This window comes from Clostridium sp. TJA038 (assembly GCF_058310255.1).
Window position 1 is genome coordinate 93,641 of the sequence record NZ_JBZEFA010000001.1, and the last position, 26,437, is coordinate 120,077.

The 26,437-nt window shown below is 28.3% G+C and carries 27 protein-coding genes; 26 read left to right on the top strand and 1 reads right to left on the bottom strand.

Features of this window, described 5'->3' with window-relative positions; genetic code table 11:
* Positions 1 to 13 precede the first annotated feature (13 nt).
* The 26 genes from AC4FQV_RS00485 (at position 14) to AC4FQV_RS00610 (ending at position 24,914) form a co-directional block, all read left to right on the top strand.
* Positions 14 to 1,465 carry an aminoacyl-histidine dipeptidase gene (locus AC4FQV_RS00485; RefSeq protein WP_491139423.1) on the top strand — a complete coding sequence of 484 codons (1,452 nt, stop codon included), beginning with the start codon at positions 14 to 16 and terminating at the stop codon, positions 1,463 to 1,465.
* A gap of 213 nt (positions 1,466 to 1,678) precedes the next feature.
* Positions 1,679 to 2,476, top strand: a complete 798-nt coding sequence (locus AC4FQV_RS00490; RefSeq protein ID WP_491163742.1) for an SPOR domain-containing protein — start codon at positions 1,679 to 1,681, stop codon at positions 2,474 to 2,476.
* 224 nt (positions 2,477 to 2,700) lie between these two features.
* Positions 2,701 to 3,279 (top strand): Maf-like protein, encoded by a 579-nt coding sequence (locus AC4FQV_RS00495; RefSeq protein ID WP_491139421.1) that lies wholly within the window; start codon positions 2,701 to 2,703, stop codon positions 3,277 to 3,279.
* Between the two features lie 46 nt (positions 3,280 to 3,325).
* Positions 3,326 to 4,009 (top strand): RadC family protein, encoded by a 684-nt coding sequence (gene radC / locus AC4FQV_RS00500; RefSeq protein WP_491139420.1) that lies wholly within the window; start codon positions 3,326 to 3,328, stop codon positions 4,007 to 4,009.
* Between the two features lie 19 nt (positions 4,010 to 4,028).
* Positions 4,029 to 5,057, top strand: a complete 1,029-nt coding sequence (locus AC4FQV_RS00505) for a rod shape-determining protein (RefSeq protein ID WP_491139419.1) — start codon at positions 4,029 to 4,031, stop codon at positions 5,055 to 5,057.
* Positions 5,058 to 5,060: 3 nt separating this feature from the next.
* On the top strand, positions 5,061 to 5,912 hold the full coding sequence (mreC, locus tag AC4FQV_RS00510) for a rod shape-determining protein MreC (protein ID WP_491139418.1): 852 nt from the start codon (positions 5,061 to 5,063) through the stop codon (positions 5,910 to 5,912).
* A 15-nt stretch (positions 5,913 to 5,927) separates the two neighbouring features.
* The gene (gene mreD / locus AC4FQV_RS00515; RefSeq protein ID WP_491139417.1) at positions 5,928 to 6,425 is read left to right on the top strand and encodes a rod shape-determining protein MreD; all 498 of its coding nucleotides are present in this window, start codon (positions 5,928 to 5,930) and stop codon (positions 6,423 to 6,425) included.
* Between the two features lie 8 nt (positions 6,426 to 6,433).
* A complete protein-coding gene (locus tag AC4FQV_RS00520) occupies positions 6,434 to 9,433 on the top strand; it encodes a penicillin-binding transpeptidase domain-containing protein (RefSeq protein ID WP_491139416.1) in 3,000 nt (999 codons plus the stop codon).
* Positions 9,434 to 9,679: 246 nt separating this feature from the next.
* Positions 9,680 to 10,315 carry a septum site-determining protein MinC gene (minC, locus tag AC4FQV_RS00525; protein WP_491139415.1) on the top strand — a complete coding sequence of 212 codons (636 nt, stop codon included), beginning with the start codon at positions 9,680 to 9,682 and terminating at the stop codon, positions 10,313 to 10,315.
* Positions 10,316 to 10,343: 28 nt separating this feature from the next.
* Positions 10,344 to 11,141 (top strand): septum site-determining protein MinD, encoded by a 798-nt coding sequence (gene minD, locus AC4FQV_RS00530; RefSeq protein WP_491139414.1) that lies wholly within the window; start codon positions 10,344 to 10,346, stop codon positions 11,139 to 11,141.
* 10 nt (positions 11,142 to 11,151) lie between these two features.
* A complete protein-coding gene (minE, locus tag AC4FQV_RS00535) occupies positions 11,152 to 11,424 on the top strand; it encodes a cell division topological specificity factor MinE (protein ID WP_491139413.1) in 273 nt (90 codons plus the stop codon).
* A gap of 145 nt (positions 11,425 to 11,569) precedes the next feature.
* Entirely contained in the window at positions 11,570 to 12,694 is a 1,125-nt protein-coding gene (gene rodA, locus AC4FQV_RS00540) for a rod shape-determining protein RodA (RefSeq protein WP_491139412.1), read from the top strand.
* 140 nt (positions 12,695 to 12,834) lie between these two features.
* Entirely contained in the window at positions 12,835 to 13,617 is a 783-nt protein-coding gene (locus tag AC4FQV_RS00545) for a peptidoglycan DD-metalloendopeptidase family protein (protein ID WP_491163746.1), read from the top strand.
* Between the two features lie 18 nt (positions 13,618 to 13,635).
* Positions 13,636 to 14,490: a site-2 protease family protein gene (locus tag AC4FQV_RS00550; RefSeq protein ID WP_491139410.1), complete on the top strand. Its 855-nt coding sequence runs from the start codon at positions 13,636 to 13,638 to the stop codon at positions 14,488 to 14,490.
* A 133-nt stretch (positions 14,491 to 14,623) separates the two neighbouring features.
* A complete protein-coding gene (locus tag AC4FQV_RS00555; protein ID WP_491139409.1) occupies positions 14,624 to 16,477 on the top strand; it encodes a TIGR03960 family B12-binding radical SAM protein in 1,854 nt (617 codons plus the stop codon).
* Complete coding sequence (locus AC4FQV_RS00560) at positions 16,461 to 17,162, top strand: TIGR03936 family radical SAM-associated protein (RefSeq protein WP_491163750.1); 702 nt, start codon at positions 16,461 to 16,463, stop codon at positions 17,160 to 17,162. The genes AC4FQV_RS00555 and AC4FQV_RS00560 overlap by 17 nt, the downstream gene beginning before the upstream one ends.
* Before the next feature lie 16 nt (positions 17,163 to 17,178).
* Positions 17,179 to 18,621, top strand: a complete 1,443-nt coding sequence (locus tag AC4FQV_RS00565) for an Rne/Rng family ribonuclease (RefSeq protein WP_491163752.1) — start codon at positions 17,179 to 17,181, stop codon at positions 18,619 to 18,621.
* A 125-nt stretch (positions 18,622 to 18,746) separates the two neighbouring features.
* A complete protein-coding gene (rplU, locus tag AC4FQV_RS00570; protein ID WP_003452389.1) occupies positions 18,747 to 19,058 on the top strand; it encodes a 50S ribosomal protein L21 in 312 nt (103 codons plus the stop codon).
* Between the two features lie 8 nt (positions 19,059 to 19,066).
* Entirely contained in the window at positions 19,067 to 19,438 is a 372-nt protein-coding gene (locus AC4FQV_RS00575) for a ribosomal-processing cysteine protease Prp (RefSeq protein ID WP_491139406.1), read from the top strand.
* Between the two features lie 3 nt (positions 19,439 to 19,441).
* Positions 19,442 to 19,744 carry a 50S ribosomal protein L27 gene (gene rpmA / locus AC4FQV_RS00580; RefSeq protein ID WP_491163756.1) on the top strand — a complete coding sequence of 101 codons (303 nt, stop codon included), beginning with the start codon at positions 19,442 to 19,444 and terminating at the stop codon, positions 19,742 to 19,744.
* Positions 19,745 to 19,909: 165 nt separating this feature from the next.
* A complete protein-coding gene (gene obgE, locus AC4FQV_RS00585) occupies positions 19,910 to 21,196 on the top strand; it encodes a GTPase ObgE (RefSeq protein WP_491139404.1) in 1,287 nt (428 codons plus the stop codon).
* Between the two features lie 17 nt (positions 21,197 to 21,213).
* The gene (yhbY, locus tag AC4FQV_RS00590; RefSeq protein WP_491139403.1) at positions 21,214 to 21,516 is read left to right on the top strand and encodes a ribosome assembly RNA-binding protein YhbY; all 303 of its coding nucleotides are present in this window, start codon (positions 21,214 to 21,216) and stop codon (positions 21,514 to 21,516) included.
* A 1-nt stretch (position 21,517) separates the two neighbouring features.
* Positions 21,518 to 22,123, top strand: a complete 606-nt coding sequence (gene nadD / locus AC4FQV_RS00595; RefSeq protein WP_491139402.1) for a nicotinate-nucleotide adenylyltransferase — start codon at positions 21,518 to 21,520, stop codon at positions 22,121 to 22,123.
* Positions 22,124 to 22,127: 4 nt separating this feature from the next.
* Positions 22,128 to 22,694 carry a bis(5'-nucleosyl)-tetraphosphatase (symmetrical) YqeK gene (gene yqeK / locus AC4FQV_RS00600; protein WP_491139401.1) on the top strand — a complete coding sequence of 189 codons (567 nt, stop codon included), beginning with the start codon at positions 22,128 to 22,130 and terminating at the stop codon, positions 22,692 to 22,694.
* Positions 22,695 to 22,716: 22 nt separating this feature from the next.
* Positions 22,717 to 24,015, top strand: a complete 1,299-nt coding sequence (locus tag AC4FQV_RS00605; protein ID WP_491163758.1) for an LCP family protein — start codon at positions 22,717 to 22,719, stop codon at positions 24,013 to 24,015.
* Complete coding sequence (locus AC4FQV_RS00610) at positions 24,012 to 24,914, top strand: RluA family pseudouridine synthase (RefSeq protein WP_491163762.1); 903 nt, start codon at positions 24,012 to 24,014, stop codon at positions 24,912 to 24,914. The genes AC4FQV_RS00605 and AC4FQV_RS00610 overlap by 4 nt, the downstream gene beginning before the upstream one ends.
* 27 nt (positions 24,915 to 24,941) lie before the next feature.
* Here AC4FQV_RS00610 and AC4FQV_RS00615 read toward each other — a convergent pair whose 3' ends face one another.
* Positions 24,942 to 26,261, bottom strand: a complete 1,320-nt coding sequence (locus AC4FQV_RS00615; RefSeq protein ID WP_491163766.1) for a serine hydrolase — start codon at positions 26,259 to 26,261, stop codon at positions 24,942 to 24,944.
* Positions 26,262 to 26,437: the final 176 nt, after the last annotated feature.

The window sequence follows — 26,437 nt, forward strand, 5'->3', positions numbered from 1 at the left end:
GGATGGTTAAAAAATGGATGTATTAAAAGGCTTAGAGCCACAAATCGTTTTTAATTATTTTGAACAAATCTCACAAATACCAAGAGGTTCAGGTAATGAAAAAGGAATAAGTGATTTTTTAGTTAACTTCGGAAAAAGCTTAGGATTAGAAACAATACAAGACGAATCTTTAAATATAATAATAAGAAAACCAGCAACTCCAGGATATGAAAATGCACCAGGAGTAATAATACAAGGCCATATGGATATGGTATGTGAAAAGAATAAAGATACTGTACATGATTTTGAAAAAGATCCAATTAAACTTAGAGTAGATGGAGATTATATCTATGCTACAGGTACTACTTTAGGTGCAGATAATGGAATAGCTGTTGCTTATGGAATGGCTGTTTTAGCTTCAAACAATATAGAACATCCAGCTATTGAATTTTTAGTTACAACTGATGAAGAAGTTGGAATGGGTGGAGCAATAGCTTTAGATGGTTCATTATTAAAAGGAAAATATCTTTTAAATATAGATTCAGAAGAGGAAGGAAAACTTTTAGTAAGTTGTGCTGGTGGAGCTAGAAGTGATGTTACTTTACCTATAACTTTTGAGGAAATGAAGGATAACTTTGAAGTTTATGAAATTATGATAAGAGGACTAAAAGGTGGTCACTCTGGAATGGAAATAGACAAACAAAGAGGAAATTCCAATAAGTTAATGGGAAGAATATTAAATGATATAAATTCTAAATGTGATATAAGATTAATATCAATAGATGGTGGTTCAAAGGTTAACGCTATCCCTAGAGAATGTGATTCTTTATTAGCTATTAAGAAAGATGAGGTTAATAAATTAGAAGAATTAGTAAAAGAGTGGGATGCTATATTAAAAAATGAATACCATGCAAATGATGCTGGAGTTAGTGTATCCTTAGTTAAGAAAGAGGAAAATCATAAAGTATTCTCTAAAGATACTACATTTAAAGCTATAAAGATAATTAACTTAATTCCAGATGGAGTTGATACTTACAGCATGGAAATGAAAGGATTAGTTCAAAGTTCAACAAATTTAGGAGTTGTAAGTACAGAAGAAAATAATATAATTTTTGCAAGTTCAACAAGAAGTTCTGTTGAATCTTTAAAAACTAAACTTTTAGATGAAATAGCTGATATTGCTAATATTTTAGGGGCTAAATTTGAAATAAAAGCACCTTACCCAGCATGGCAATATAATCCTAATTCAGAATTAAGAGAACTTTGTATTAATGTATATAAAGATATGACTGGAAAAGAGCCGGAGATAGTTGCTATACATGCTGGATTAGAGTGTGGATTATTAGGACAAAAAATAAAAGGTTTAGATATGATTTCTTTTGGACCTAATATGTATGATGTTCATACACCAAATGAACATGTTAGCATATCTTCAGTAAAAAATGTTTGGGATTTCTTACTTCAAATATTAAAAAGCATAAAATAATTAGCCTAGTTAATTAAGATAAATAAACTACAAAACTTATTTAAGTTTTGTAGTTTTTATTTTTTTATATAAATTTATTTATTATTAAAATGTAAAATCTTAGGAAAGCAAAGTTTTAAAAAAAGGAAATTTACATTTTATGTAAAATAAATAATAGTGAGATGTTTACATATTTTGTAAAATATTTATCTTAATGAAAGGTTGGGGGAAAGGGTGAAGTACACTAGAATTGATGTGAAGAATAAAAAAAGAGGAGGAGGTCATAAAAAAAACAACAATGATGGAAAAAATTTTATCTTTCTTTTCATTGGCGTTATTGTTATAGCATTATTTATTTCAACCATAATGTCTAAATTCATATGGCCAGAGGGAAAACAAGTTTCAACTGAAGAAGAAGCTACTATAGAAGAAACAAAAAATGATTTAGAAAAAAATAATGAGCAGATTTTAGATGAAAATAAAACTTCTTCTGAAGTAAAAGAAGAGGTTAAAGCTAAAGAAAATACAGAGGGACAAGAATATGTAATGCTTCAATGTGGTTTTTATTCAAGTAAGGAAAATGCTGATAAAATTAAAGAAACATTAAAAGAGGATTATATTGCTGTTTCTTTAAAAGAAGATGAAAATTATAGAGTAATAGTTCATATTGGAAGTGAAGAAGAAGCTAAAAAATTATCAGAAGAATTAAACAAAAAAGAAATAAGCAATACAAAGGCTAGATTTATGATACCTAAAAAAGATACTTGTAGTAATGAAATTATAGAGATTATAAATGGATATGTAAACATAATAAATAAATTAAAAGAAGAAAATGTAAAAGGCGTAAAAACAGAAGATTTTAAAAAGTGGGTAAATGAATTAAAAGAATATAAAGATTCTGAGTATTTTAATATATTTAAAGAATTAAAAGAAGCAATAAATAATCTTCCTGAAGAAATAACTAAAGAAAATATAGAAGAAAGCTATCAAATAGTATTTAATACTTTAAATAAATTTAAAGTAAAAAAATAATTGTAATTTATTTTTAATTTATAGTAACATATTTTTAAATTATAATTAAAATGAAAGAGTAAAAACTCTTTCATTTTTTCTTTATAATTTATTGTAGATAGAGATTTATACTTGTTTATAAAAATAATAAATGATAAACTATATAAGATAAAGAATACAAGACCTTATTTAAGAAAAAATAAGATTGTTTAAAAGTTTTTTATATATAAGGTAAGGTGGGAAAAATGAAGGTTATTTTAGCATCTAAATCTCCAAGAAGAATTGAAATTCTTGAAAAAATAGTTAATAAATTTTCTGTAATTGAATCACATTTTGATGAGAATACAATAGAATTTAATGGTGATATTGAAAAGTATGTTAAAGATTTATCTAAAGAAAAGGCTATGGAGGTTTTAAGAAGAATTGATGAACCTTCTATAGTTATTGCAGCAGATACAGTTGTTTATAAAGATGGAGAGGTTTTAGAAAAACCTAAAAATTATGATGATGCGTTTAGTATGTTATCTTCATTAAGTGGTAATACTCATAAGGTATATTCAGGTTTTTGCGTGATAGATACTTATAAAAATGAGGTTGTAACAGATTTTGGCTGTACAGAAGTAAAGTTTTCTAAATTAAGCCCTAAAGAAATAGATAACTATATAAATTCTGGTGAACCTATGGATAAAGCAGGTGCATATGGAATTCAGGGATTAGGCGGTGCTTTTGTAGAGTGTATAAATGGATGTTATTACAATGTAATGGGATTGCCCTTGAACAAATTATACAAAGTCTTAAAAAAGCATGACATAACAATACTTTAAAATTACTTTCAATGGGCATTTTAATTTCTAAATAAGGAGTTATAACATGTCTAAAACTATAAAAATAAATGAAATTCCATCTAATGAAAGACCAAGAGAAAAATTGCTTACATATGGAGCGCAATTTTTATCTAATGAAGAACTTTTAGCTATAATTCTTAGAACTGGAAATAAGGATTTAAATGCAGTTGAATTGTCTTATAGAATAATACATAGTGTTGGTGGATTAAATGGGCTTTTTACAGTTTCTGCAAAGGAACTTATGAAAGTAAAGGGTGTTAAAGAAGCTAAAGCAACTCAAATATTGGCTATTTGTGAGCTTTATAAAAGATTTAAACTATCTCAAATTAGAGATTTTAAAATTATAAAACCTTCAGATGTAGCGGATATTGTTTTAGATGAACTTAGAATGCTAAAACAGGAGGTCTTAGTTTTAATAACTCTAGATAGTAAAAATAAAGTGATTTCTAAAAAGGAAATCTTTAAAGGTGGATTAAATTCTTCTTTAGTTCATCCAAGAGAGATATTTAAAGAGGCTGTTAAAGATAGTGCAGCATCTATAATTATATGTCATAATCATCCTTCGGGAGACCCAACACCTAGTAGAGATGATATAAACATAACAACAAGACTAAAAGAATGTGGAAAAATGATGGGTATTGAGCTTTTAGATCATTTAATAATAGGAGATAACAGATTCATAAGTCTTAAAGAAAAAGACATATTGTGATTAGGAAAGGGGATTAAAAATGGGTTTATTTAATTTTGGAATGACAAAAGACATGGGTATCGATTTAGGAACTGCAAATACCCTAGTGTTCGTTAAAGGGAAGGGAATTGTATTAAGAGAACCTTCAGTTGTTGCCATAAACAACTTAACAAAAAAATCCTTAGCTGTTGGTACAGAGGCCAAGCAAATGATAGGTAGAACACCAGGAAACATAGTAGCTATAAGACCATTAAAAGATGGAGTTATAGCTGATTTTGATGTTACTCAAACAATGCTTAAAAGATTCATAGAGAAAATAACAAATAAGAGTGCATTTACAAGTCCAAGAATAATAGTATGCTTCCCATCTGGAGTAACTGAAGTTGAAAGAAGAGCTATAGAAGAAGCTACTAAACAAGCAGGTGCAAGAGATGTAATATTAATGGAAGAGCCAATGGCAGCTGCAATCGGAGCTGGACTTCCTGTTGATGAGCCTACAGGAAGCATGATAGTTGACATTGGTGGTGGTACTACTGAAGTTGCTATTATTTCTTTAGGTGGAATAGTTACTAGTAAGTCCTTAAGAGTTGCAGGGGATGAATTAGACCAATCAATTATAAACTACATTAAAAGAGAATTTAACTTAATGATTGGTGAAAGAACAGCAGAACAAATAAAAATGGAAATTGGATCAGCTTATAAAGTTGACGAGAATGAAGAAGAACAAACAATGGACATAAAAGGAAGAGATTTAATAACAGGACTTCCTAAGGTTGTTGTTGTTGATGCAGGACAAATAAGAAACGCTTTAAAAGAGCCAGTTTCATCAATAATAGAATCAATAAAAACTACTCTAGAAAAAACACCACCAGAATTAGCAGCAGATATTATGGATAAAGGAATAATGCTTGCAGGTGGAGGAGCATTCCTAAAAGGATTAGATCAACTTATATATAAAGAAACAGGAATGCCTGTTCATATAGCAGAATCACCTCTTGACTGTGTTGCCTTAGGTACAGGAAAAGCCTTAGATAAGTTTGATTTAATAGTTAAACAGCAAAGAGGATAGAATATGAAATTCTTCAAGAATAAACTGGCAGTAACTGTTATAGTACTGTCAGTTGCCTTTTTAGGAATAATTATATTTACTGTTAAGAGTGATTCTAAAAATCCAGTTTCGGGTGGAGTTGGTACTGTATTAAATCCAGTACAAAAGGTTGTATACACTATAAGTGATAAAGTTCATGATGTTTTTGATTTCTTTTATAATTTTTCAGATGTTAAAAGTGAAAATGATCAATTAAAAAAGAAAAATTTAGAGTTAGAAAATCAATTAGTTGAATATAATGAGTTAAAGCGTCAAAATGAGGTTTTAAAAGGAATAGTAGATTTTTCTAAAGAAAACAACCAATATAAATATATTGGAACTAATATAATAGGAAAAAGTGGTAATAGTTTTGTAGAAGGCTATACTATTGATAAAGGGTCAAATGAAGGTATTAAAAAAGATTACATAGTAATTGCTCCAGAGGGATTAGTTGGAGTTGTAACAGAGGTTCATTCAAATTGGGCTAAAATACAGACCTTATTAAATGAAAACGTAGCAGTTGCAGCTACTATTGAAGGAGATAGTAATTCTGGAGATGGAATCGTTAAAGGATACAGAAATGGAAATGAAATGCAAGCTGAAATTACTAATTTACCTATGAATTCTACCATAAAAGAAGGAGAAACCGTAGTAACTTCTGGACTTGGTGGATATTATCCAAAGGGAATAAGAATAGGTGAAGTTACATCAGTTCAATCAGATGATGTTAAAGTTATGAAGACTGCTATATTAAAAACTTATGTTGATTTTAACAATTTACAGGAGTTATTTGTAGTTGTACCTCCATCAGAAAGAGATGGTGTAGTTAAGTATTAGAAAAGAGGGATTAATTTGAAAAGATTAATACTTATATTAATATGTCTTTTATTATTTATTTTAGATAATACTCTTGTGCCCTTCTTCTCTATAAAAGGTGTTTATCCTAGTTTGTTATTCACCTTTGCTATACTATATTCTCTTATGAGTGGATATTGGGAAGCGGTATTTATAGGTGTATTATCAGGATTTCTTCAAGATATTTATTTTGTAAATGTCTTTGGGGTAAATATGCTAGTAAATATGCTAGTGTGTTTAATATCAGCTTACATTGGAGAAAGTGTCTTTAAACACAAAAAAACAATACCAGTTTTATCTGTAGGTGCTTTAACTGCTGTAAAGTTTTTTATAGTAGCATTTATATTAAATTTAATAGATATAAAGGTTAATTTATTAAATTTCTGGATTATGGTTTTATATAATGTGTTTATAGGCTTCTTTATGTATAACTGGGTTTATAAGTTATGCAATAAAGATATTATGAAAAGAGAATGGAAAATAAGTGAAAAATAGGTGGTTAAATGAGAAGTTCGATAAATGGAAAAACGCCTATAGATAGATATAAAATTCTCATAGGAATAATGATAATAGTATTTGTTGCCATAGTTGTAAGGCTTGTTTACCTTCAAGTGTTTAATTATGATGAATATAAGCAAAGAGCAGATACTAGGTCTATGAGATTTCTATCAGAACAGGCTCCAAGAGGAAAAATTTATGATTCAAATGGGGATATTTTAGCTACGAATAGACAAACATACACCTTAACATTTACTGAAACAGAAGAATCAAATAAAAACTTTTATACTACAATAGATAAAGTTTATTCTCTTTTAAAAGAGAATAATCAAAGTATATTAGATAACTTTAAACTTAGAATAAATGATAAGGGAGAACTTTATTTTGATGTTTCAGGAGATGCTGAAAAATTAAGATTCTTAAAAGATATTGGTATGGGAGATAAGGTTAAAAATATTCTCTTTAAGAATAAAGAGGGAGATTTAACTGCAGAAGAAGAAGACCAAATAGATAGCGAGCTTTTGAAGGTTACTCCAAAGGAAGCTTTTGATTTCTTAGTAAAAGAGTATCAATTATATGATGTTTTAAATCCAACTAAGGAAGAAAAGGATCAATTTAAAAAGATGGATTCTAAGGAGATTGCAAACATATTATTAAAGAAATATTCTTTACAAGAAATAAGAGGATATATGCTTGTTAAAAATGCAATAAAAATGCAAAGTTTCTCAGGATATAAGCCTGTTACTATAGCTAAGGATATAAATAAAGAAACAGCCTTTATATTCTATCAAAGACTTAATGACTTACCAGGAATTGATGTAAGTATTGAGCCTATGAGATATTATCCATATAATGAGTTAGGTTCTTCCTTCATAGGATATGTAGCTTCTATAAATGGAGACCAAAAATCTAAATATGAAGCAAGAGGATATGATGCTTCTACAGACCTTATAGGAAAAGCTGGAATAGAAGCGGCTTTTGAAAATGAATTAAAGGGAGTTAAAGGTGGTACTACAGTTAAGGTAAATTCTTCAGGAAGAAAGAAAGAAGAACTTTATGACTTAGAATCTTATCCTGGAAATAATGTTCATTTAACTGTAGACAAGGATATTCAATATTCAGCTGAAACTTCTATGAAGAGTGTTTTAGAGCATCTACAAAATAGAAATTATGATTCTGTAAATACAAGAAATGCAACAAGAGGAGCTGCTGTTGCTATAGAAGTAAATACAGGAAAAGTATTAGCTTTAGTTAGTTATCCAGGATTTAATCCTAATGAGTTTTCAAAAGGAGAGCTAGACCCTAAGGTTGCAAAGGAATATTTCCAACCAGATTATGAAGCCTTTGCAAAAGATTTTATAGCTAAGAATGCTTTAAATAAGACAGTAGATGACCTTTTCCCTAAAAATGAAAAAACAGGGTTAAGAGAAGATTTATATGACCTTTATCCAAAGAGGTTTTATAATTATGCTACTTTAGGTATGGTTCCACCAGGTTCAACTTTTAAACCTCTAACAAGCGTAGCTGCATTAGAATATGGTGTTATAACTCCAAGTTCTACAGTATATGCAAATGGTCAAAACTTTGGTCAATCATATCCAGAGATTTTTGGTAAAAATCCAGCAAACTGGCCAAGAGATACTAACTATAGAGGTACTCCAGATTTATATACTGCACTTCAACACTCATCAAATTCATATTATTTTGATGCTGCAGTAAAAATGTATTATAAAAATGGAGGAGACCCTTACGGAGATGGAAGATATAAAAAGAGTAGTACAGAAGCTTTAGATTCTATTGCAAAATATGCTTGGCAATTTGGATTAGGAGTTAATCCAAATTCAGATCAAAAAGCTTCTACAGGTATTGAAATATCAGAAAATTTCGGTCAAGTTTATAATTTTGAATCTTTTAAAAATCAAACAATAGCTCTTATGAGATTTACATTAGTAGATTCCCTTGAAAAAGGTACTTTTGTTAATTCACCTTCACCAGAGTTTCCACCTATAAGCATAGGAGTTAGCGACAGAGATTCTAAGGAGTTATCAGTAGCTAAAGAAGCTATAAAGAAGGATGTTGAAAATTCATTAAATAAACTTGGCGATGGAAATACAATAGATGAAAAAGCTTTAAGTGAAGCTTTAAAGAAAGACCTTAAAACTTTATATAATGTAGACCCTGCTTATAGAGAAAGTGTTAAAAACTTTAATGGAATAAAAGCTAAGGATGAGGAAGAAAAAGCAGATAAAGCAATAAATTTAACAACTCAAAAGATAGTTGCTTGGGTAGTTGGAGATATTGCATATCAAATAGTTTCACCAAGAAACCTTACAGACTCAGCTATAGGACAAAGTACAAGTAACTTTACTCCTGTTCAACTTGCAAGTTATGTAGCAACTTTAGCTAATGGAGGAACTAGATATAAGGTTCATTTAGTTGACAAGATAACAGATGCACAAGGAAACTTAGTTGAGGAATTTAAACCAGAGGTTTTAAATAAAGTAGATATGTCAAAAGCTACATTAGATGCTGTTAAGGAAGGTATGAGAAGAGTTAACAGAGAAGATGGAGGTTCTGCAAGTTCTATAATGTCAAGATTTCCTATTGTAACTGGTGGTAAAACAGGTACAGCTACCTTTAGAAATGACCAGTCAGATTATGGAAGAAATGACTATGGTGTATATATTTCCTTTGCTCCTTTAGATAATCCTAAAGTAGCAGTAGCTACTGTACTTTATGATGGTGGTCATGGATACTATGGTTCATATATTGCTAAGGCTGTTTATGAAACTTACTTTAGAGATGAATTAAAGAAAGACTATCCAGATTATAGACCAGTAGATATTGATGGAAATACTTATGATTATTCATTAAATCCACCATTACAGGCTGTGCAGGATTCAAATATAAATAATAACAATTTAGATAATAAAGCTAAAGAAAATAATGATGCAAAAGATAAAACAAAAGATGAAGCTAAAGTAGAAGAAAATAAAGCTCAGTAATAAAAAACCTACAGAAGTATTTTCTGTGGGTTTTTAGATTGTTATTATAATTTTAGTTAAAAGATTTCAATTTTTATAATTAATCTTTTAAAATGAGATTTATTTTTTCAAAAATTTACTACTTTATTTCATAAAGTTCTTTTATAAATTACAAATAATTTATATAATATAAAGTGAGAATTGATTTAATGTATAATTTACCTTAAGAATAAAAGGGGTTGGATACTTGGAGGATAGTAATTTACTATGCGTGATGATAGAATTTTTATAAAAGGAAATAAGCTAGGGATAAATGCCATAATAAACATGGACAAATTTGGGAATTTTGATGAAATGCTTGATTCTTTAGTAGAAAAGTTAAGTAGAGGAAAAAAATTTTATAAAGGGGCTACTTTAACTGTAACTACTGATTTAAAATATATAAACGAAAGACAAATATCAAAATTAAAAGATGTACTTTTTGATGAGATACTTATAAAAGATTGTATATTTGAAGAGCGATTAGAAAAGCAAAGTAGTGTTTTTTCAGGAGTTTATGAGGGAAGAACAAAGTTTGTAAGAAAAACTGTAAGAAGTGGTCAATGTTTAAATTACGCAGGTAATTTAATAATAATTGGTGATGTTAATAATGGAGGAGAAGTTAGGGCACATGGAAATGTTGTTGTATTAGGAGACTTAAAGGGAAAGGTTTTTGCAGGAGACAATGGAAATGAAAATGCTATAATAGCAGCCTACTCTTTAGAGCCTGAGTTAATTTCTATATCAGGTAAAATAACAATATCACCGGATGATTTTGAAAAAACAGGATATCCAGAGGTGGCTAGATTAAATGGAAATAATATAATTGTAGAGCCGTATTTACCGGATAAATATTCTTATTAATATTACATAATTTAATGGAGGGAAAGTAATGGGAGTATCGATAGTAATAACATCAGGAAAAGGTGGAGTTGGAAAAACAACTACTACAGCTAACATCGGAACAGCTTTAGCAGCACAAGGGAAAAAGGTTGTTGTTGTTGATGGAGATACAGGTCTAAGAAATTTAGATGTGTTAATGGGATTAGAAAATAGAATTGTTTACACAATAATTGATGTAATAGAAAATAGATGTAGAACTAAACAAGCTTTAATAAGAGATAAGAGATTTAATAATTTATATTTACTACCAACAGCTCAAACTAAGGATAAAAATGATATAAGTCCTGAGCAAATGTTAAGATTAGTAAATGAATTAAAAGAAGAATTTGATTATGTAATTTTAGATTGCCCAGCTGGTATAGAACAAGGTTTTGAAAATGCTATAGTTGGAGCAGATAGAGCTATTGTTGTAGTTAATCCAGAAATAACTTCTGTTAGAGATGCAGATAGAGTTATTGGAAAGCTTGATGCTAAGGGATTAGAAAATCATGAAGTTATAGTAAATAGATTAAACTATGAAATGACTAAAAATGGAGATATGTTAGATATTTCAGATATAATAGAAACTCTTTCAGTAAAACTATTAGGAGTTGTACCTGATGATAGAAGTATAACTGTTTCTACTAATAAGGGTGAGCCTATAGTCTTAGATGAAAAAGCAAGTGCAGGACAAGCTTTTAGAAATATAGGAAGAAGAATAGCAGGAGAAGATGTTCCTTTAATGGACTTAAACACAGAACATCAAGGAATATTTAGTTCTATATTAAAATTATTTAAAAGAGGGTAGGTGAGAAAAAGTGAGTTTTTTAAATGTTTTTTCTAGTAAACCTACACCAAAGCAAGTTGCTAAAGATAGATTAAAGGTTATTTTAATTCATGATAGAGGAGAACTATCAGATGAAGTTTTAGATAAAATAAGACTTGAAATATTAGATGTGCTTTCTAAATATGTTGAAATTGAAAACGAAGATGTAGATATAACAGTTACAAAATCAAATGCAATAGAGGGAGAAGCACCATCTTTAGTAGCTAATATACCGATAAAAAATATAAAAGGAAAAGCTAGATAAATAAAAAATAAGCTATTTCAAATTTTTTTGAGATAGCTTTTTATTGGTATTTTAAAAAGTTCAGAATTTTGTAATTGAAAATAGGAAAAAATAAAGTATTATATAGATAGTTGTTTAAAGAAATAAAATTTATGGAGGTACTATAATGCTTAGTAGACTAAAACTAGATAGTAAACTAAGAAGAGAAATTGATTATAAGCTTTTAGTATCTATGATATTAATAATACTGTTTGGAATATTGAACATATATTTAGGAACAAAATCTCAGGTGGGATTTTTCTTTGCTAAGAAACAGTTAATGTGGTTTATAATATCAATGGTGGCATTGTACATAATATTACTTTGGGATTATAACATAATATACAATTACGTAGAGATATTTTATTGGGGGTCTATAGCGCTTCTTTTAATAACTAGATTTGCAGGGAGTGTAATAAATGGTGCTAGAGGATGGATTGTTCTAGGACCTGTAAGTATTCAGCCCTCTGAGCTTGCAAAGACGGCCATGATACTTATGCTCGCCAAAAAGATGAGTCAGATTGACCTTAAAATAAATGACTTTAGGAATTTTATTAAGGTTGCAATGTATGCAATAATACCTATGATATTTATTGTTGTACAACCTGATATGGGAATGACTATGGTTTCATTTTTTATAGCTCTTGGTATATTTTTTGCGGCAGGATTAGATTTTAAAGTAATAGGTGCAGGACTTTTATCTATTGTGGTTGCCATAGCTTTAGTTTGGAATTCAGGGCTTATAAAGGATTATCAAAAAGATAGATTAGTTGGATTTTTAAATCCTGATGGAGATGAGCTAGGAATAAATTTACAGCTTACTCAATCTAAAATAGGTATTGGTTCTGGAGGTTTCTTTGGTACAGGATTGGATTTAAATGGAGAAGTTGGTGGGTATTCTTCTGAATTTGTACCTGAAAAACAAACAGACTTTATCTTTGCTGTAATAGGAGAACATTGGGGTACTTTAGGAGGTATAATACTTTTATTATTATATGGAATAATGATATATAGGATAATAATAACGGCAAAGACCTCGAAGGACATATTTGGGTCGATTATATGTGTAGGATTTGCCTCCTATTTTATATTTGCTATATTACAAAATATTGGAATGACTATAGGTATAATGCCTATAACAGGTATAACTTTACCTTTAGTAAGTTACGGAGGTAGTTCCCTTCTTACAACGGTAGCTAGTATAGCCTTAGTTTTAAATATTTCTATGAGAAGAAAGAAATTAAAATTTTAAAATAAAACCTTAAGTATTTTTAATACTTAAGGTTTTATTTTTTTAATTAATATAATTCCAATTTTAATAAAAGTTCTATAAGTAGATAGAAAAAAATATATATAGATTGTAATTAAATATTTATAGAAAGGAGAAGCTTTATGGGAAACTATAATGGAGCTTATGAGAAGTATTATAAAAAAATAAACAAAAAAAGAAAAACTTCTCCTAAATATGAAGTTGATTTTAATGAAAAGAACTTTTATAAAAAACGGAATAAAAATAGTTTAGGTAAAATTTTAATTAAGGAGATTGTTTTTTCATCAACCATTAGTGTAATGATTTTTTTAGGGCTTTTTTTTATAGGTGAGGGAGAAAATAAATTCTTATTAAGTTTAAATACTAAGCTAAATGAAATAATAGAGGAAAATGGATATTATAAAAATTTAAATATAAATAAAAGTAATATACTAGCTACTTTTAGTAAAAATATAGATGAAAGCTTTGCCTTAGAAACTTTAGAAGAAAAAAATATAGAAAGCAATGAGGGAGAAATTTCTGCTTTTAATGATTTCGAAGTGGTTGAAAAAGAATCTATAGATTTTTTAAAGGAAAGTAGTGTAGAGATTTTTAAGGGAGTTATTAAAGAGAAAGAAGGTTTAAAAGATACATTTTTTATAGAAGGGGAAAGAGGAGAGGTTAAAAGTCCTTTAGATGGAGAAATTATAGATGTAAATAAAATAAATAATATATATTCTTTAAAGGTTAAATATTATGATGATTTATATATTTTATATAATAATTTAGAAAGTGTTTCAAAAGATATAGGTCATAAGGTTAAGGAAGGAGAAAAAATAGGAGTTTCTTCTGAAGGTGAAAAAGCAAAGGGCATAGAGATTCAAGTATTATTTAAAGATAATTTTGTAAAAGTTAAAAAAGATTAATTTTTAGGAGTGTAAGCTTTGAAAATTGATAAAAGAATAATACTAGAACTTATTATTTTTTTTGTTTTAGGTTTTATATTTGATTTAGCCTTAGCTTTTTTTTGGATTATAATACATGAATTAGCTCATTACTTTGTTTTATTAAAATTAAATATAGAGTCGGAAAAGTTCAAAGTTCATGTTTTAGGAGCTAGATTAGAAATTAAAGATTTTGAGGACTTAAGCTCTAAAGAAAAATTAATAATATGTTTTGCAGGGCCTATATTAAATGGAATGATTGCTTTCCTTACCTTTTTAATTTATAAATTTATTTTTAAAAATCAATATATTTATTCAACTTATGAAGTGAATTTAGTTTTATTTATTTTTAATATGCTTCCTACATATCCTTTAGATGGAGGTAAAATATTAGGTGCTTTATTGGAAAAAAATATGATTTTTAAGGATGTAAATAATATATTAATTAAAATAAGCTATTCATTTGGAATAGCATTTGTTTTGTTGTTTATTTATGGAATTTTAGTTCTTAAGAGATTTAATATAACAAGTATATTAGCAGGAATAATAATAATCTATTTAAGTTATAATGAGAGAAGAAAGGTAATGTATATAATTATGGGAGATGTAAGTAAAAAGAGAGAACGATTAATTAATAAGAAATACATAGATAGTAGAATTACTTCTGTATATTGTGATCAAGATATGGTTAATCTTCTTAGAATTATTGATAAAAATAGATTTAATATATTTTATGTTTTAGATGATGAAATGAACCTTCTTTATATTTTAAAAGAAAATGAAATAGTAAATATTTTAAAAACAGTTGGAAATATAAATTTAAAAGAATATTACATTAAGTATAGAAAAGAATAAATATATTGGTTATAATTATTCTTTGTGATAAAATAAAAATGTTAATATGAGAGAAGTATAAATTGATATACTTCTCTTTTATTATAGATTTTAGAATTAGATTTTATAAAATTAAATTGCAGGAGGAAACTAAATGGTAAATATAAGTGATGATATTTTATATAGAGTTGAAAAACCATCTAGATATATAGGTGGTGAACTTAATGAAGTTATAAAAAATCCAAAGGAAGTTGATATAAGATTTGGATTTTGTTTTCCAGATGTTTATGAAGTTGGAATGTCTCATTTAGGTTCAAGAATTTTATACCATGTTTTAAATCAAAGAGAAGATACATATTGTGAGAGAGTTTATGCACCATGGCCTGATATGGAAAAACTTATGAGAGAAAATAATCTTCCTTTATATGCCTTAGAAACTAAGGATCCTATAAATGAATTTAACTTTTTAGCATTTACTCTTCAATACGAGATGAGTTATACAAACATATTAAATATGTTAAACATGGGAGGGGTTCCATTAAGAGCTTCAGAAAGAACAGAAAAGGACCCAATAGTAATTGCAGGGGGACCTTGTGCCTATAATCCAGAACCTTTATATGACATAGTTGATATATTCCAATTAGGAGAAGGGGAAGAAGGTTTAAATGACCTTTTAGACCTTTATAAAAAGCATAAGGACAACTTTAATAAGGAAGCTTATTTAAGAGAAGCAAGTCATATTCCAAGTGTTTATGTTCCATCACTATATGACGTTACATATAATGAAGATGGTACAATAAAAGAATTTACTCCTAAATATGATGATGTTCCTAAAAAGGTTAAAAAGAGAATTATAAATAACTTTGACCAAGTTGATTTTCCAGATAGCTTAATAGTACCTTATAGTGAAATAGTTCATGACAGAGTTGTTTTAGAATTATTTAGAGGATGCACTAATGGATGTAGATTCTGTCAAGCAGGAATGATATATAGACCAGTTAGGGAAAAAAGCAGAAAGACTTTATTAAATCAAGCTAGAAAAATGCTTAAAGCTACAGGATATGATGAAGTTTCACTAGTTTCTTTAAGTACTTGTGATTATTCAGATATTCAAGGATTAGTAAAAGACCTTGTAGAAGAACATGGACATAAAAATGTAAGTGTTGCCTTACCTTCAATAAGAGTAGATGCTTTTTCAGTAGATTTATTAAAAGAAATACAAAAGGTTAGAAAAACTGGATTAACTTTTGCACCAGAGGCTGGTTCTCAAAGAATGAGAGATGTTATAAATAAAGGTTTAACAGAAGAAAGAATATTAGAAGCAGCTAAAAATGCCTTTGAATCAGGATGGAGTACTATAAAATTATACTTTATAATTGGTGTTCCTTATGAAACAATTGATGATACAGCTGAAATAGGATTATTAGCTGAAAAAATAGCAGACCAATACTTTGCTGTACCAAAGCATATAAGAAATAAAGGTCTTAGAATAACTGTAAGTACATCTATTCTTGTACCAAAGCCATTTACTCCATTCCAATGGGCTCCAATGGAAAAAATGGATGTTGTAACTGAAAAGATTAATGCAGTAAAAGGTGCTATAAAATCAAGAAGTATAGTTTATAATTACCATGAACAAAAGACATCATATATGGAAGGTGTTTTAGCTAGAGGTGATAGAAAACTTTGTGATGTTCTTATAAAAGCTTATGAAAAAGGTGCAAAGTTTGATGGATGGTCAGAATACTTTAACTTTGAAATATGGCAAGAAGCTTTAAAAGAATGTAATGTAGATGGAGATTTCTATGTTTACAGAGAAAGAAGTTATGATGAAGTATTACCATGGGACTTTATAGATATTGGAGTAACAAGAAAATATCTTGAAAGAGAAAATGAAAAGGCTAAAACAGGAGAACTTACTCAAAACTGTAGAAAAGGATGTACAGGTTGTGGAGTAAATGTAAACTTTAAAGATGGGGAGTGTTTTGAAGGTGCGATACTTAATTAAATTTACTAAAGATTCAGAGATAAAATTTGTTTCACATTTAGATTTAATGAGAACAATACAAAGAATAGTAAGAAGAGCTGAACTTCCAGTTGAATATTCAAAAGGATTTAATCCTCATATGGCTTTAGCAATAGCACAACCTTTATCTGTTGGAGTGTATTCTGAAGGGGATTATTTAGACTTAAATTTAACTGAGGATATGGATGAAGAGTTAGTTAAAGAAAAATTAAATGAATTCTCAGCAAATGGTATTAGATTTTTAGAAGTTTCAAAAAGTCCAGTTATACATAATGTTAAGAGATTACCAGCAGCTATGGCTCTTTTAGATGCTGCAAGATATATAATAAAAATAAAATATAATGATGTTTCTAAGGCTGAAGAAGAAGTTAAAGCTTTAATGGATAAAAAAGAGATAGTAACAATTAAAAGAACTAAAAAAGGTGAAAAAGAAGCAGATATAAAACCTTTCATAAAGGACTTTAAGTGCTTTACTGAGGGAAATTGTTTAGTAGTTGATACAACTATTAGCTGTGGAAGTAGAGAGAATCTTTCAGCAGAACTTTTAGCAAAGGTTATAAAAGAAAATACATCAAATGTTAATGAGGAAGCTTTCGTAGAAATAAAAAGAGTTGAGATGTATGCATACAAAGGAGATACTTTAGTTCCTTTATGTAATTACATCTAAATTAGGAAGTGAATTCATGAGAGAAATATATGTAGAAAGAAGAGAAAATTTATTAAGGGTTGCTATAAAGAAAAATAATCTTTTAAGTGAGTGTTATATAGAAGAAGAAAGCTTGGAACCTGTTCAAGGAGAAATATATAAAGGTATAGTAAAGAGAGTTGTAAAGGGAATAAAAAGTGCTTTTATTGATATTGGATATGGTAAACAGGCTTATATGATACTTGGAGAAGAAGATTATGATTTAAAGCAAGGAGATGGAATAACTGTTGAAGTTTTAAAGGAACAACTAGGAAATAAAGGTGCAAAGGTTACACCTAAAATATCTTTAGCAGGAAGATACTGTGTTTTAGAAACTTCAAGAAAAGATATTTCATTCTCAAAAAAAATAGAGGACTTAGAATTTAAAGAGGACCTTGAAAATTCATTAATAAAACCAAAAGAAGTAGGAATTACTATTAGAACAAAGGCACAAAGTGCTAGTATCTCTGAGATTCAAGAAGAAATAGAAGAACTATATAAAACCTATAGAGATGTTATTAGAGAAGGGAAATTTTCCTTAAATCCAAAAAGATTATTAGGAAAGGGAGACCTTATAAATAAAATAATCAGAGAGGATATTGATGAATTTACTTCTTCAATAATTGTTGACTCCTTAGAGGATTATAAAAGAATAAAAGATAGTATTTCTAATTCAGAATATTTAAAAGTAACTCTTTATGAGGAACCTAGAAGTCTTTTTGATTATTATGGTATTGAAAAAGAAATTTTAAGCCTTAGAAATAATAGAGTTAATTTAAACTGTGGTGGAGATATAGTCATAGAAAAAACAGAAGCTATGTATGTTATAGATGTTAACTCTGGAAAAAATACAAATCATAAAAACAAAGAAAAAACAGCCTATGAAACTAACAAAAATGCTGCAATTGAAATTGCTAGACAAATAAAGATTAGAAATTTAGGTGGAATAATATTAGTTGATTTTATAGATATGTATTTAAAGGAAAATAAGAAAAAAATATTAGATATTTTAAAATCAGAATTTGAAAGTGATAATCAAAGAGCAAAAGTTTTTCCTTTTACTGAACTTGGTTTAGTTCAAATAACTAGATATAGAAAAGGAAAAAGTATATATGAATATATAGAGGAAAACTGTGATGTATGCAAAGGTCATGGTAAAAGACTTAAATTATCATATATAAATCTTCTTTTAAAAAATGAAATTTTAAAGAAAAATATAGATGGAAATATAAAAGATTTTCATATAACTATAAATTCTATATATGAAAAAGATATTAAAGGAAATATTTTTGAGTTTTTAAAAGAAATTGGAGCTTTAGATTTAAATATTTATTTGAATTTTGAAGACTTTAAAGAATTTTATAAAGTTGAACCATTAATATTTAAAAAGCAAATAGAAATTGTTGAAGAGTATTTGATTAAGAATATCGAAAAATATTAAAATTAACTTTACAAAAGGTGTTTGCTATGATAGAATGGCTTTTGTAAACCGCTCACGAATAGGTTTTGAAAATAACTTTAATTAGTTTACCTTAAGTGGCGAGACCGTTATGAGGAGGTGTTTTAATGTACGCAGTATTAACTACAGGAGGAAAACAATACAGAGTTCAAGAAGGAGACGTTTTATTCGTTGAAAAACTTAACGCTGAAGTTGACTCAACAGTTGAATTAACAGAAGTTCTTGCAGTCGCTAAAGACGGAGAAATCAAAGTTGGTGCACCAGTAGTTGAGGGTGCTAAGGTTGTAGCAAAAGTATTAGCTCAAGGAAAAGCTAAGAAAGTTGTTGTATTCAAATACAAGAGAAAGAAAGACTACAGAAGAAAAAATGGTCACAGACAACCTTACACTAAGATCGTTATCGAAAAGATCGAAGCTTAATTTCTGATATGATTAGAGTTAAAATTCAATCAAAAAAAGATAACATAATTTCCTTCACTATTAAAGGACACGCAATGGAATGCAGAGATGCTATTCTAGCTGGAGAGGCGTACGATATGATATGTAATTCCGTATCAGTATTATCTCAAAGTGCAATCATTGGTTTAGATGAAGTTTTAAAACTTAATGTAAACTATGAAATGAGTGATGGATATTTAAAACTAGATCTAAATGGGTTTACTCAAGAGGAGATAGTTGAGGCTCAAGTTTTATTAAAAACTTTTGAAATGAGCTTAGCGAGTCTAGTCCTAGGACTGGATAGCAGTTTAGGAAAGAAAACGCGTTGTAAATATATAGAGATAATAAAAGAGGAGGTGTAGACTATGTTAAAAATGAACCTTCAATTATTTGCACATAAAAAAGGGGTTGGTAGCTCAAAGAACGGTAGAGATTCTGAAGCTAAAAGACTTGGTGTTAAATGTGCAGATGGACAATTCGTTCTTGCTGGAAACATCTTAGTAAGACAAAGAGGAACAAAGATTCATCCAGGTGCTAACGTAGGTAAAGGTGGAGACGATACTTTATTCGCTAAGATCGATGGTGTTGTTAGATACGAAAGACTTGGAAGAGACAAGAAAAAAGCTTCTGTTTACCCAGTAAACGTAGAAGAACTTATAGCTGAATAATAATATTTAGTTTTATAAAAGCACCCTAAGTAAAGGGTGCTTTTTAATTAATAAGAAAAAATGTTAAATTAATAACATAACATTAAAAAGTTGTGTTTTTATAATAAAGTAAGGTTATAATATACTAAAAAGGAACATTTTATAGAGAAAGTAAGGTGAGAAAACATGTTTATAGATACGGCCAAGATATTTGTTAAATCTGGAGATGGAGGTCATGGTTCAGTTTCCTTTAGAAGAGAAAAATACGTTCCTCTTGGAGGACCAGATGGTGGAGACGGCGGAAAAGGTGGAGATGTTACCTTTGTAGTAGACCCAGGAATGACAACTCTTTTAGATTTTAAATATAAGAGAAAATTCGTAGCTGGAAGAGGGCAAGATGGGCAAGGTTCTAAATGCTATGGAAAAGATGGAGAAAATTTAATAATAAAGGTTCCTATGGGAACTATAATAAGAGATAGTGAAACTAACAAGGTAATGGCAGACCTTTCTCATAAAGATGATACATATACAATATGTAGAGGGGGAAAAGGTGGTAAAGGAAATTGTAAGTTCTGTACTCCAACAAGACAGGCACCAACTTTTGCTGAACCAGGAATGCCAGGAGAAGAAAGATGGGTTACTCTAGAATTAAAATTATTAGCAGATGTAGGTCTTTTAGGCTTCCCTAATGTTGGAAAATCAACTTTCCTTTCAGTAGTAACTAAGGCTAAACCAAAGATAGCTAATTATCATTTCACAACTTTAAAACCTAATTTAGGTGTTGTTGCTGTAAAAGGAATAGAACCTTTTGTTATGGCTGATATACCAGGTATTATAGAAGGTGCTTCAGAGGGCGTTGGACTTGGATTAGATTTCTTAAGACATATAGAAAGAACAAGACTTTTAATTCATGTTGTTGATATTTCAGGAATTGAAGGAAGAGATGCAGTAGAAGACTTTAAAAGAATAAATGAGGAATTAAAAAACTATAGTGTTAAACTTTGGGATAGACCTCAAATAGTAGTAGCAAATAAATGTGATATGTTATTTGATGAAGAAGTTTTCGAAAACTTTAAAACAGAAGTAAATAAAATGGGCTTTGATAAGGTATTTAAAATGTCAGCAGCTACTTCACAAGGAGTAGAAGAAGTAATAAAAGAGGCAGCTAAAATGCTTAAGGATATTCCTGTTACTGACTTAGAAATACCAGAGGATGAAAGATTTATTCCAGAGGATAAGAAATTTACATATACTATTAATCCAATAGAAGAAGATGGATTAAAGGTTTATGTAATAGAAGGTTCATTTGTAGACAGATTATTACTAGCTGTTAATGTAAATGATCCAGATTCATTAAGATATTTCCACAAAGTTCTTAATAATAAAGGAATATTCAATGAATTAAGAGAAATGGGAATAGAAGATGGAGATATGGTAAGACTAAACGATTTTGAGTTTGAATACTTACTATAATTAATGGAGGATAGAGAATGATAACAACAAAGCAAAGAGCATATTTAAGAGGGTTAGGTGCTAAATTAACTCCTATATTTCAAATTGGTAAAAATGGAATAGAAGATAACTTTTTAAAGCAAATTGATGATGCTTTAGAAGCAAGAGAGATTTTAAAGATAAATGTTCTTGAAAATAGTGGATTAGAGACAAGAGAAGCTTCAAATTTTATCTGTGAAAGACTAGGATGCGAAGGAGTTCAATCTATAGGAAATAAAATAGTTTTATATAGAGCATCAAAAAATAATCCTAAGATAGAATTACCTAAAAAAGGTAAGTAATATGAGGAAAATAGGAGTATTTGGTGGAACTTTTGACCCAATACACATAGGCCATATTTATATAGCTTATGAAGCCTATAAAGTATTAAATTTAGATGAGGTTATATTTATGCCAGCTGGCAATCCACCTCATAAGAAGTGGAAAGATGTAACTGATGAAGCAATTAGATATGAAATGGTTAAAAAAGCTATAGAGCCATATAGCTTTTTTTCCATAAATAATTATGAAATAGAGAAAAAAGGATTGAGCTTTACTTATGAAACTTTAAGATATTTACATGAAAGTTTTAAAGAGGTAGAGCTCTATTTCATAACAGGAGCAGATTGTCTTATAAACTTAAATTCATGGAAAAATATAAAAGAGATTTTTAGATTAAGTAATTTAGTTGTTTTTAATAGACCTGGATTTGATAAAATTAATTTATTAAAAAGGAAAGAAGCCTTTGATAGAGAATATTTTACTAATATAGTATATTTAGATTTATTACACATAGAAATAAGTTCAACTATAATAAGGGAAAGAGTTATAAATTCTTTAGAGGTAAAATTCTTTTTGCCACCAGGTGTAGATGAAATAATAAATAAATATAACTTATATAGGAGATAAGAGTATGTGGTCATTAGATAAAATAAATGATTATGTTAAAGAAGAAATTAAAGGAAGTAGATATATTCACACTTTAGGTGTTGTTGAAACTGCTAAGGAACTTGCTAAACTAAATAAAGAGAATGTTTTTAATGCAGAGTTAGCAGCTTTAGTTCATGATGTAGCAAAATATATTCCCATAGAAAAGCAAATAAGTATTTTAAAAGAGCATGGATATGAGTTAGATGAAATAACTTTAAATTCACCTCAAGTTTTACATGGATTTGTAGGTTCTATTATAGCAAAGGAAAAATTTGAGATTGAAAATCAAGATGTTTTAAATGCGATTAAGTATCATACTTTAGGTAGAAAAAATATGAGTACACTAGAAAAAATAATTTATATATCAGATTATATAGAGCCAAGTAGAGATTTTAAAGGTGTTGAAGAACTTAGAAAAACAACAAGAAATAATTTAGATAAAGGTCTTTTAATGGGGTTAGAAAATACTATTTCTTTTGTCATGAAACAAGGCAATTTAATACATCCTCTAACTATAGAGGCTAGAAATTATTTAATACTTAAAAAATAATTTAATATTTGGAGAGAGTTATATGGGAAAAAGTGATAATAATTACGGTGATGTAAGAGCAAGAAAAGGCTTAATAAAGAAAATAATTTTATGTAGTATAATTTTTATTTTTATTTTTTTTATAAGTGTTTTTGGGTATTTTTACATTAAGTATGGAAGTTTTCTAGGAGAAGTTTTTAGTATAGTTAAAGATGTTAAACAAGATGTTATAAAGGTTGAGCAGCCTATTAACGTTCTTTTATTAGGCATGGATATTGGGGATACACAAAACTTAAACAATAAAGAAGCAAAAAGAACAGATACTATTATATTAGCTAATTTTGACCCTGTAAAAAAAGAAGTTAAATTAATTTCAATACCTAGAGATACAAGAGTTAAAATAGGAGGTAAGTCTCAAAAAATAAATGCAGCTTATCCTATTGGGGGAGAGGCTCTTGTAAAAAAACTAGTAGGAAATATGCTAGGCGTTAAGATTGACTATGTTGTTAAAGTTGATTATGAAGGATTTAGAGGCTTAGTAGATGCTATTGGTGGTGTTGATATGTATATAGACCAAGATATGAACTATGATGACCCAGCACAAGACCTTCATATACATTTTAATAAAGGGGAAACTGTTCGTTTAGATGGAAAAAAAGCAGAGGAATTTTTTAGGTGGAGAAAAAATAATGATGGAACTGGACTTGTAAATGGCGATGTTGATAGAATAAAAAATCAACAAAAGTTTTTAAATGCTTTAATAGATAAGGCTTTATCCTTCTCAACCATTACTAAAATAGATAATATAGTTGATGTTTTAAATAAAAACATAGATACTAATATTCCTTTAGATGTTATTGTAGCTTATGGTCTTAAGGGAATAGAAGTTGATAAAAGTAATATAAATATGATAACTTTGCCAGGTGAAGGTAAATATATAGGAAATGTTTCTTATTACATTCCTAACGAAAAGGCTACTAATGAACTAAAAAGTCATTTAAATAGTAGTAATTTAAGTGGAAGAAAAAATGTTATTCCTAGTGCTGCAAGAGGAGAACTTAAAATAAAGGTTTTAAATTGCACTAAAATAAATGGCTTAGCTAAAAATGTTCAAAAACAATTAAATGAAAACGGATATGAAAAAGTTGATATTGGAAATGGAGATTCTATGGAGAAATCAGAAATTTTAATAAGAGATGAAAGTTCTAGAGCCTTTATGGAAAGTGATTTGAAAATAGATAAGATAAAAAATGGAATTTCTTCTAAGTACGATAGTAATGGAAATTATGATATAGTAATATTATTAGGAAAAGATTTTAAAAATTTCGGAGAGATGCAATGAGTATTTTAGAAAGTAAAATAACTAAAGAGTATGATAAGAGGAAAATAAGAGAATTTTTAAAAGAAGAATTAGGTTTATCCTCAAGATTAATAAGAAGTGCAGCTATAGATAAAAGAATTAAGGTAGATAATGTTCCTGTAAAGATGAATTATGTAGTTAAAGAGGGTGAAGAGGTTAAAATTGAACTTTCAAAAAAGGAAAGTCAAAATATTGAGCCTGAAAAAATAGATATAGAAATAGTTTATGAAGATAGTGATATATTAGTTTTAAATAAAAAGCCTTTTATGGTTGTTCATCCTACAAGAAGTCATCCTAATGGAACATTAGCTAATGGTATATTATATTATTTTAAAGAAAGCAATCAAGATTGTATAGTAAGATTAGTTAGTAGATTAGATATGAATACTTCAGGACTTATAATAATAGGAAAAAATCAGTATGCTCATATGGTGCTATCTAATGAAATGAAAACTGATAAATTTCAAAAAAGATACTTAGCTATAGTTCATGGAAATTTAGAAGAAAAAGAAGGAACTATAAACAAGCCAATTTATAGACCACAAGAAGATACCATAAAGAGAATTATAGATGAGAGAGGTCAGGAAAGCATAACTCATTATAAAGTAATAGAAAGCTATGAAGGTGCTGATTTAGTTGAATGTTTATTAGAAACAGGAAGAACACATCAAATAAGAGTGCATTTAAGTAGCTTAGGACATCCTATCTTTGGTGATTCATTATATGGTACTGAAGATGAAGAATTTATATCAAGACAGGCATTACATGCTTATGGATTAGATTTTTATAGTCCAAAAACAAAGAAATTTTTAAGTTTAAGAGCAGAACTTCCTGAGGATATGAAAAATTTAATAAATAGGATAAAAAATAAACAGTTTTAAGATTTTCTTAAAACTGTTTATTTTATTTTAAGAATATAAATTACTATTTTTTCTTCTTTTAAGTCTTTTTATAGTTGATACAATTCTAATTACAAATAATATTAAAATAACTAAGCCTAAAATTCCTAAAAACATATATATTTTTTTAAAAGAGTTTACTTTAAACATAAGCTTTTCGAAATTTGAATAGGTTATATCTTTACTGTTTACAAGATTTAAAGTTTTATAGTTGTTATTTCCAATTACAAGTGTACCAGTAAAGGAATCTGTATTTTTTAAAATATCAGTACCTCTAGAAATTGGCTTATTTGAAGTAACAGAAAAATCTATATTAAAATTTTTTATTATATCTTCCTTAGATAAATTCTCAATTTCAGAATTTTTAAAGGTCTTATATATGTCTTCAGGCACAACTAGGGATAAGGTATTTTTATCATCTATGTAATATTCCTTAACTACATCATCTTTAGAATATAACTTAATTAATGAAAAATTATCAAAACCATAATCTAAAAGTTTTTTTGTATCTTCATAGTACTGCTCTTTAGTGTCATAGCCTAACAAAGTGAGAATTAATTTTCTATTATTTTTTTCTGCAGCACAAGTAAAGGTATGTCTTGATTTTGTTGTATATCCAGTTTTATTGCAAAATATTTCTTTTTTATAATGAGGACTTGTAGAGTGAATTAATTGATTATTGTTGTTAGCCCATAAAGCTTCTCCACTTACTTTGCTTTTTGGCATTTCATAAGAAACTTTCTTTGTTATTTCAGAGATTATAGAATTTTTTGAAGCTTCATTCATTATTAAAGCTAAATCGTATGGAGTGGTTAGGTGATTATCTTCAAAAAGACCACTAGCGTTAACAAAATTAGTATTTTTAGCACCTAATTCAACGGCTCTTTTATTCATAAGTTTTGCAAATTCTTCCTCAGAACCAGAAATGTGTTCTGCTAAGGCAAGAGCAGCATCATTTGCAGATTGTATTAACATAGCGTTTAAAAGCTCTTCTACTTTATACTGATCTCCTTCTTGAAGTCCAACTCTTGTTCCTTCAACTAAAGGAGGATTTTTTCCAACTGTAACAATATCTTGCAAATCTGTATTTTCAACTGTTAAAAGTGCTGTCATTATTTTTGTAGTAGAGGCAGGAGCTAGTTTTTTATTAGCATTTTTTTCAGCTAAAACCTCACCAGTAGTTCCATCTAAAAGAACCATTCCTTCTCCTTTAATTTCAGGTACGTTACTTTCTGAAAATACAGTAGTACTTAAAATTAAAGTAAATATAAAAGCTAGAGATATTATAAATTTAAGATTTATTTTTAAGGTATTAAACTTTATATTCATAGAGCCTCCAAAATTTTAATTTTAATCGCAATAATTATTATAACAATAATTAAGTATATTTTCTATAAATTTGTATTAATTTGGTAGGTAAAAATTGAAAAATTGTCAATAATGTTAAATAAATATGATTAATTTTAATGAAGAAGTTTAAATTTTTAAAAAAAGTTAAATTGAAT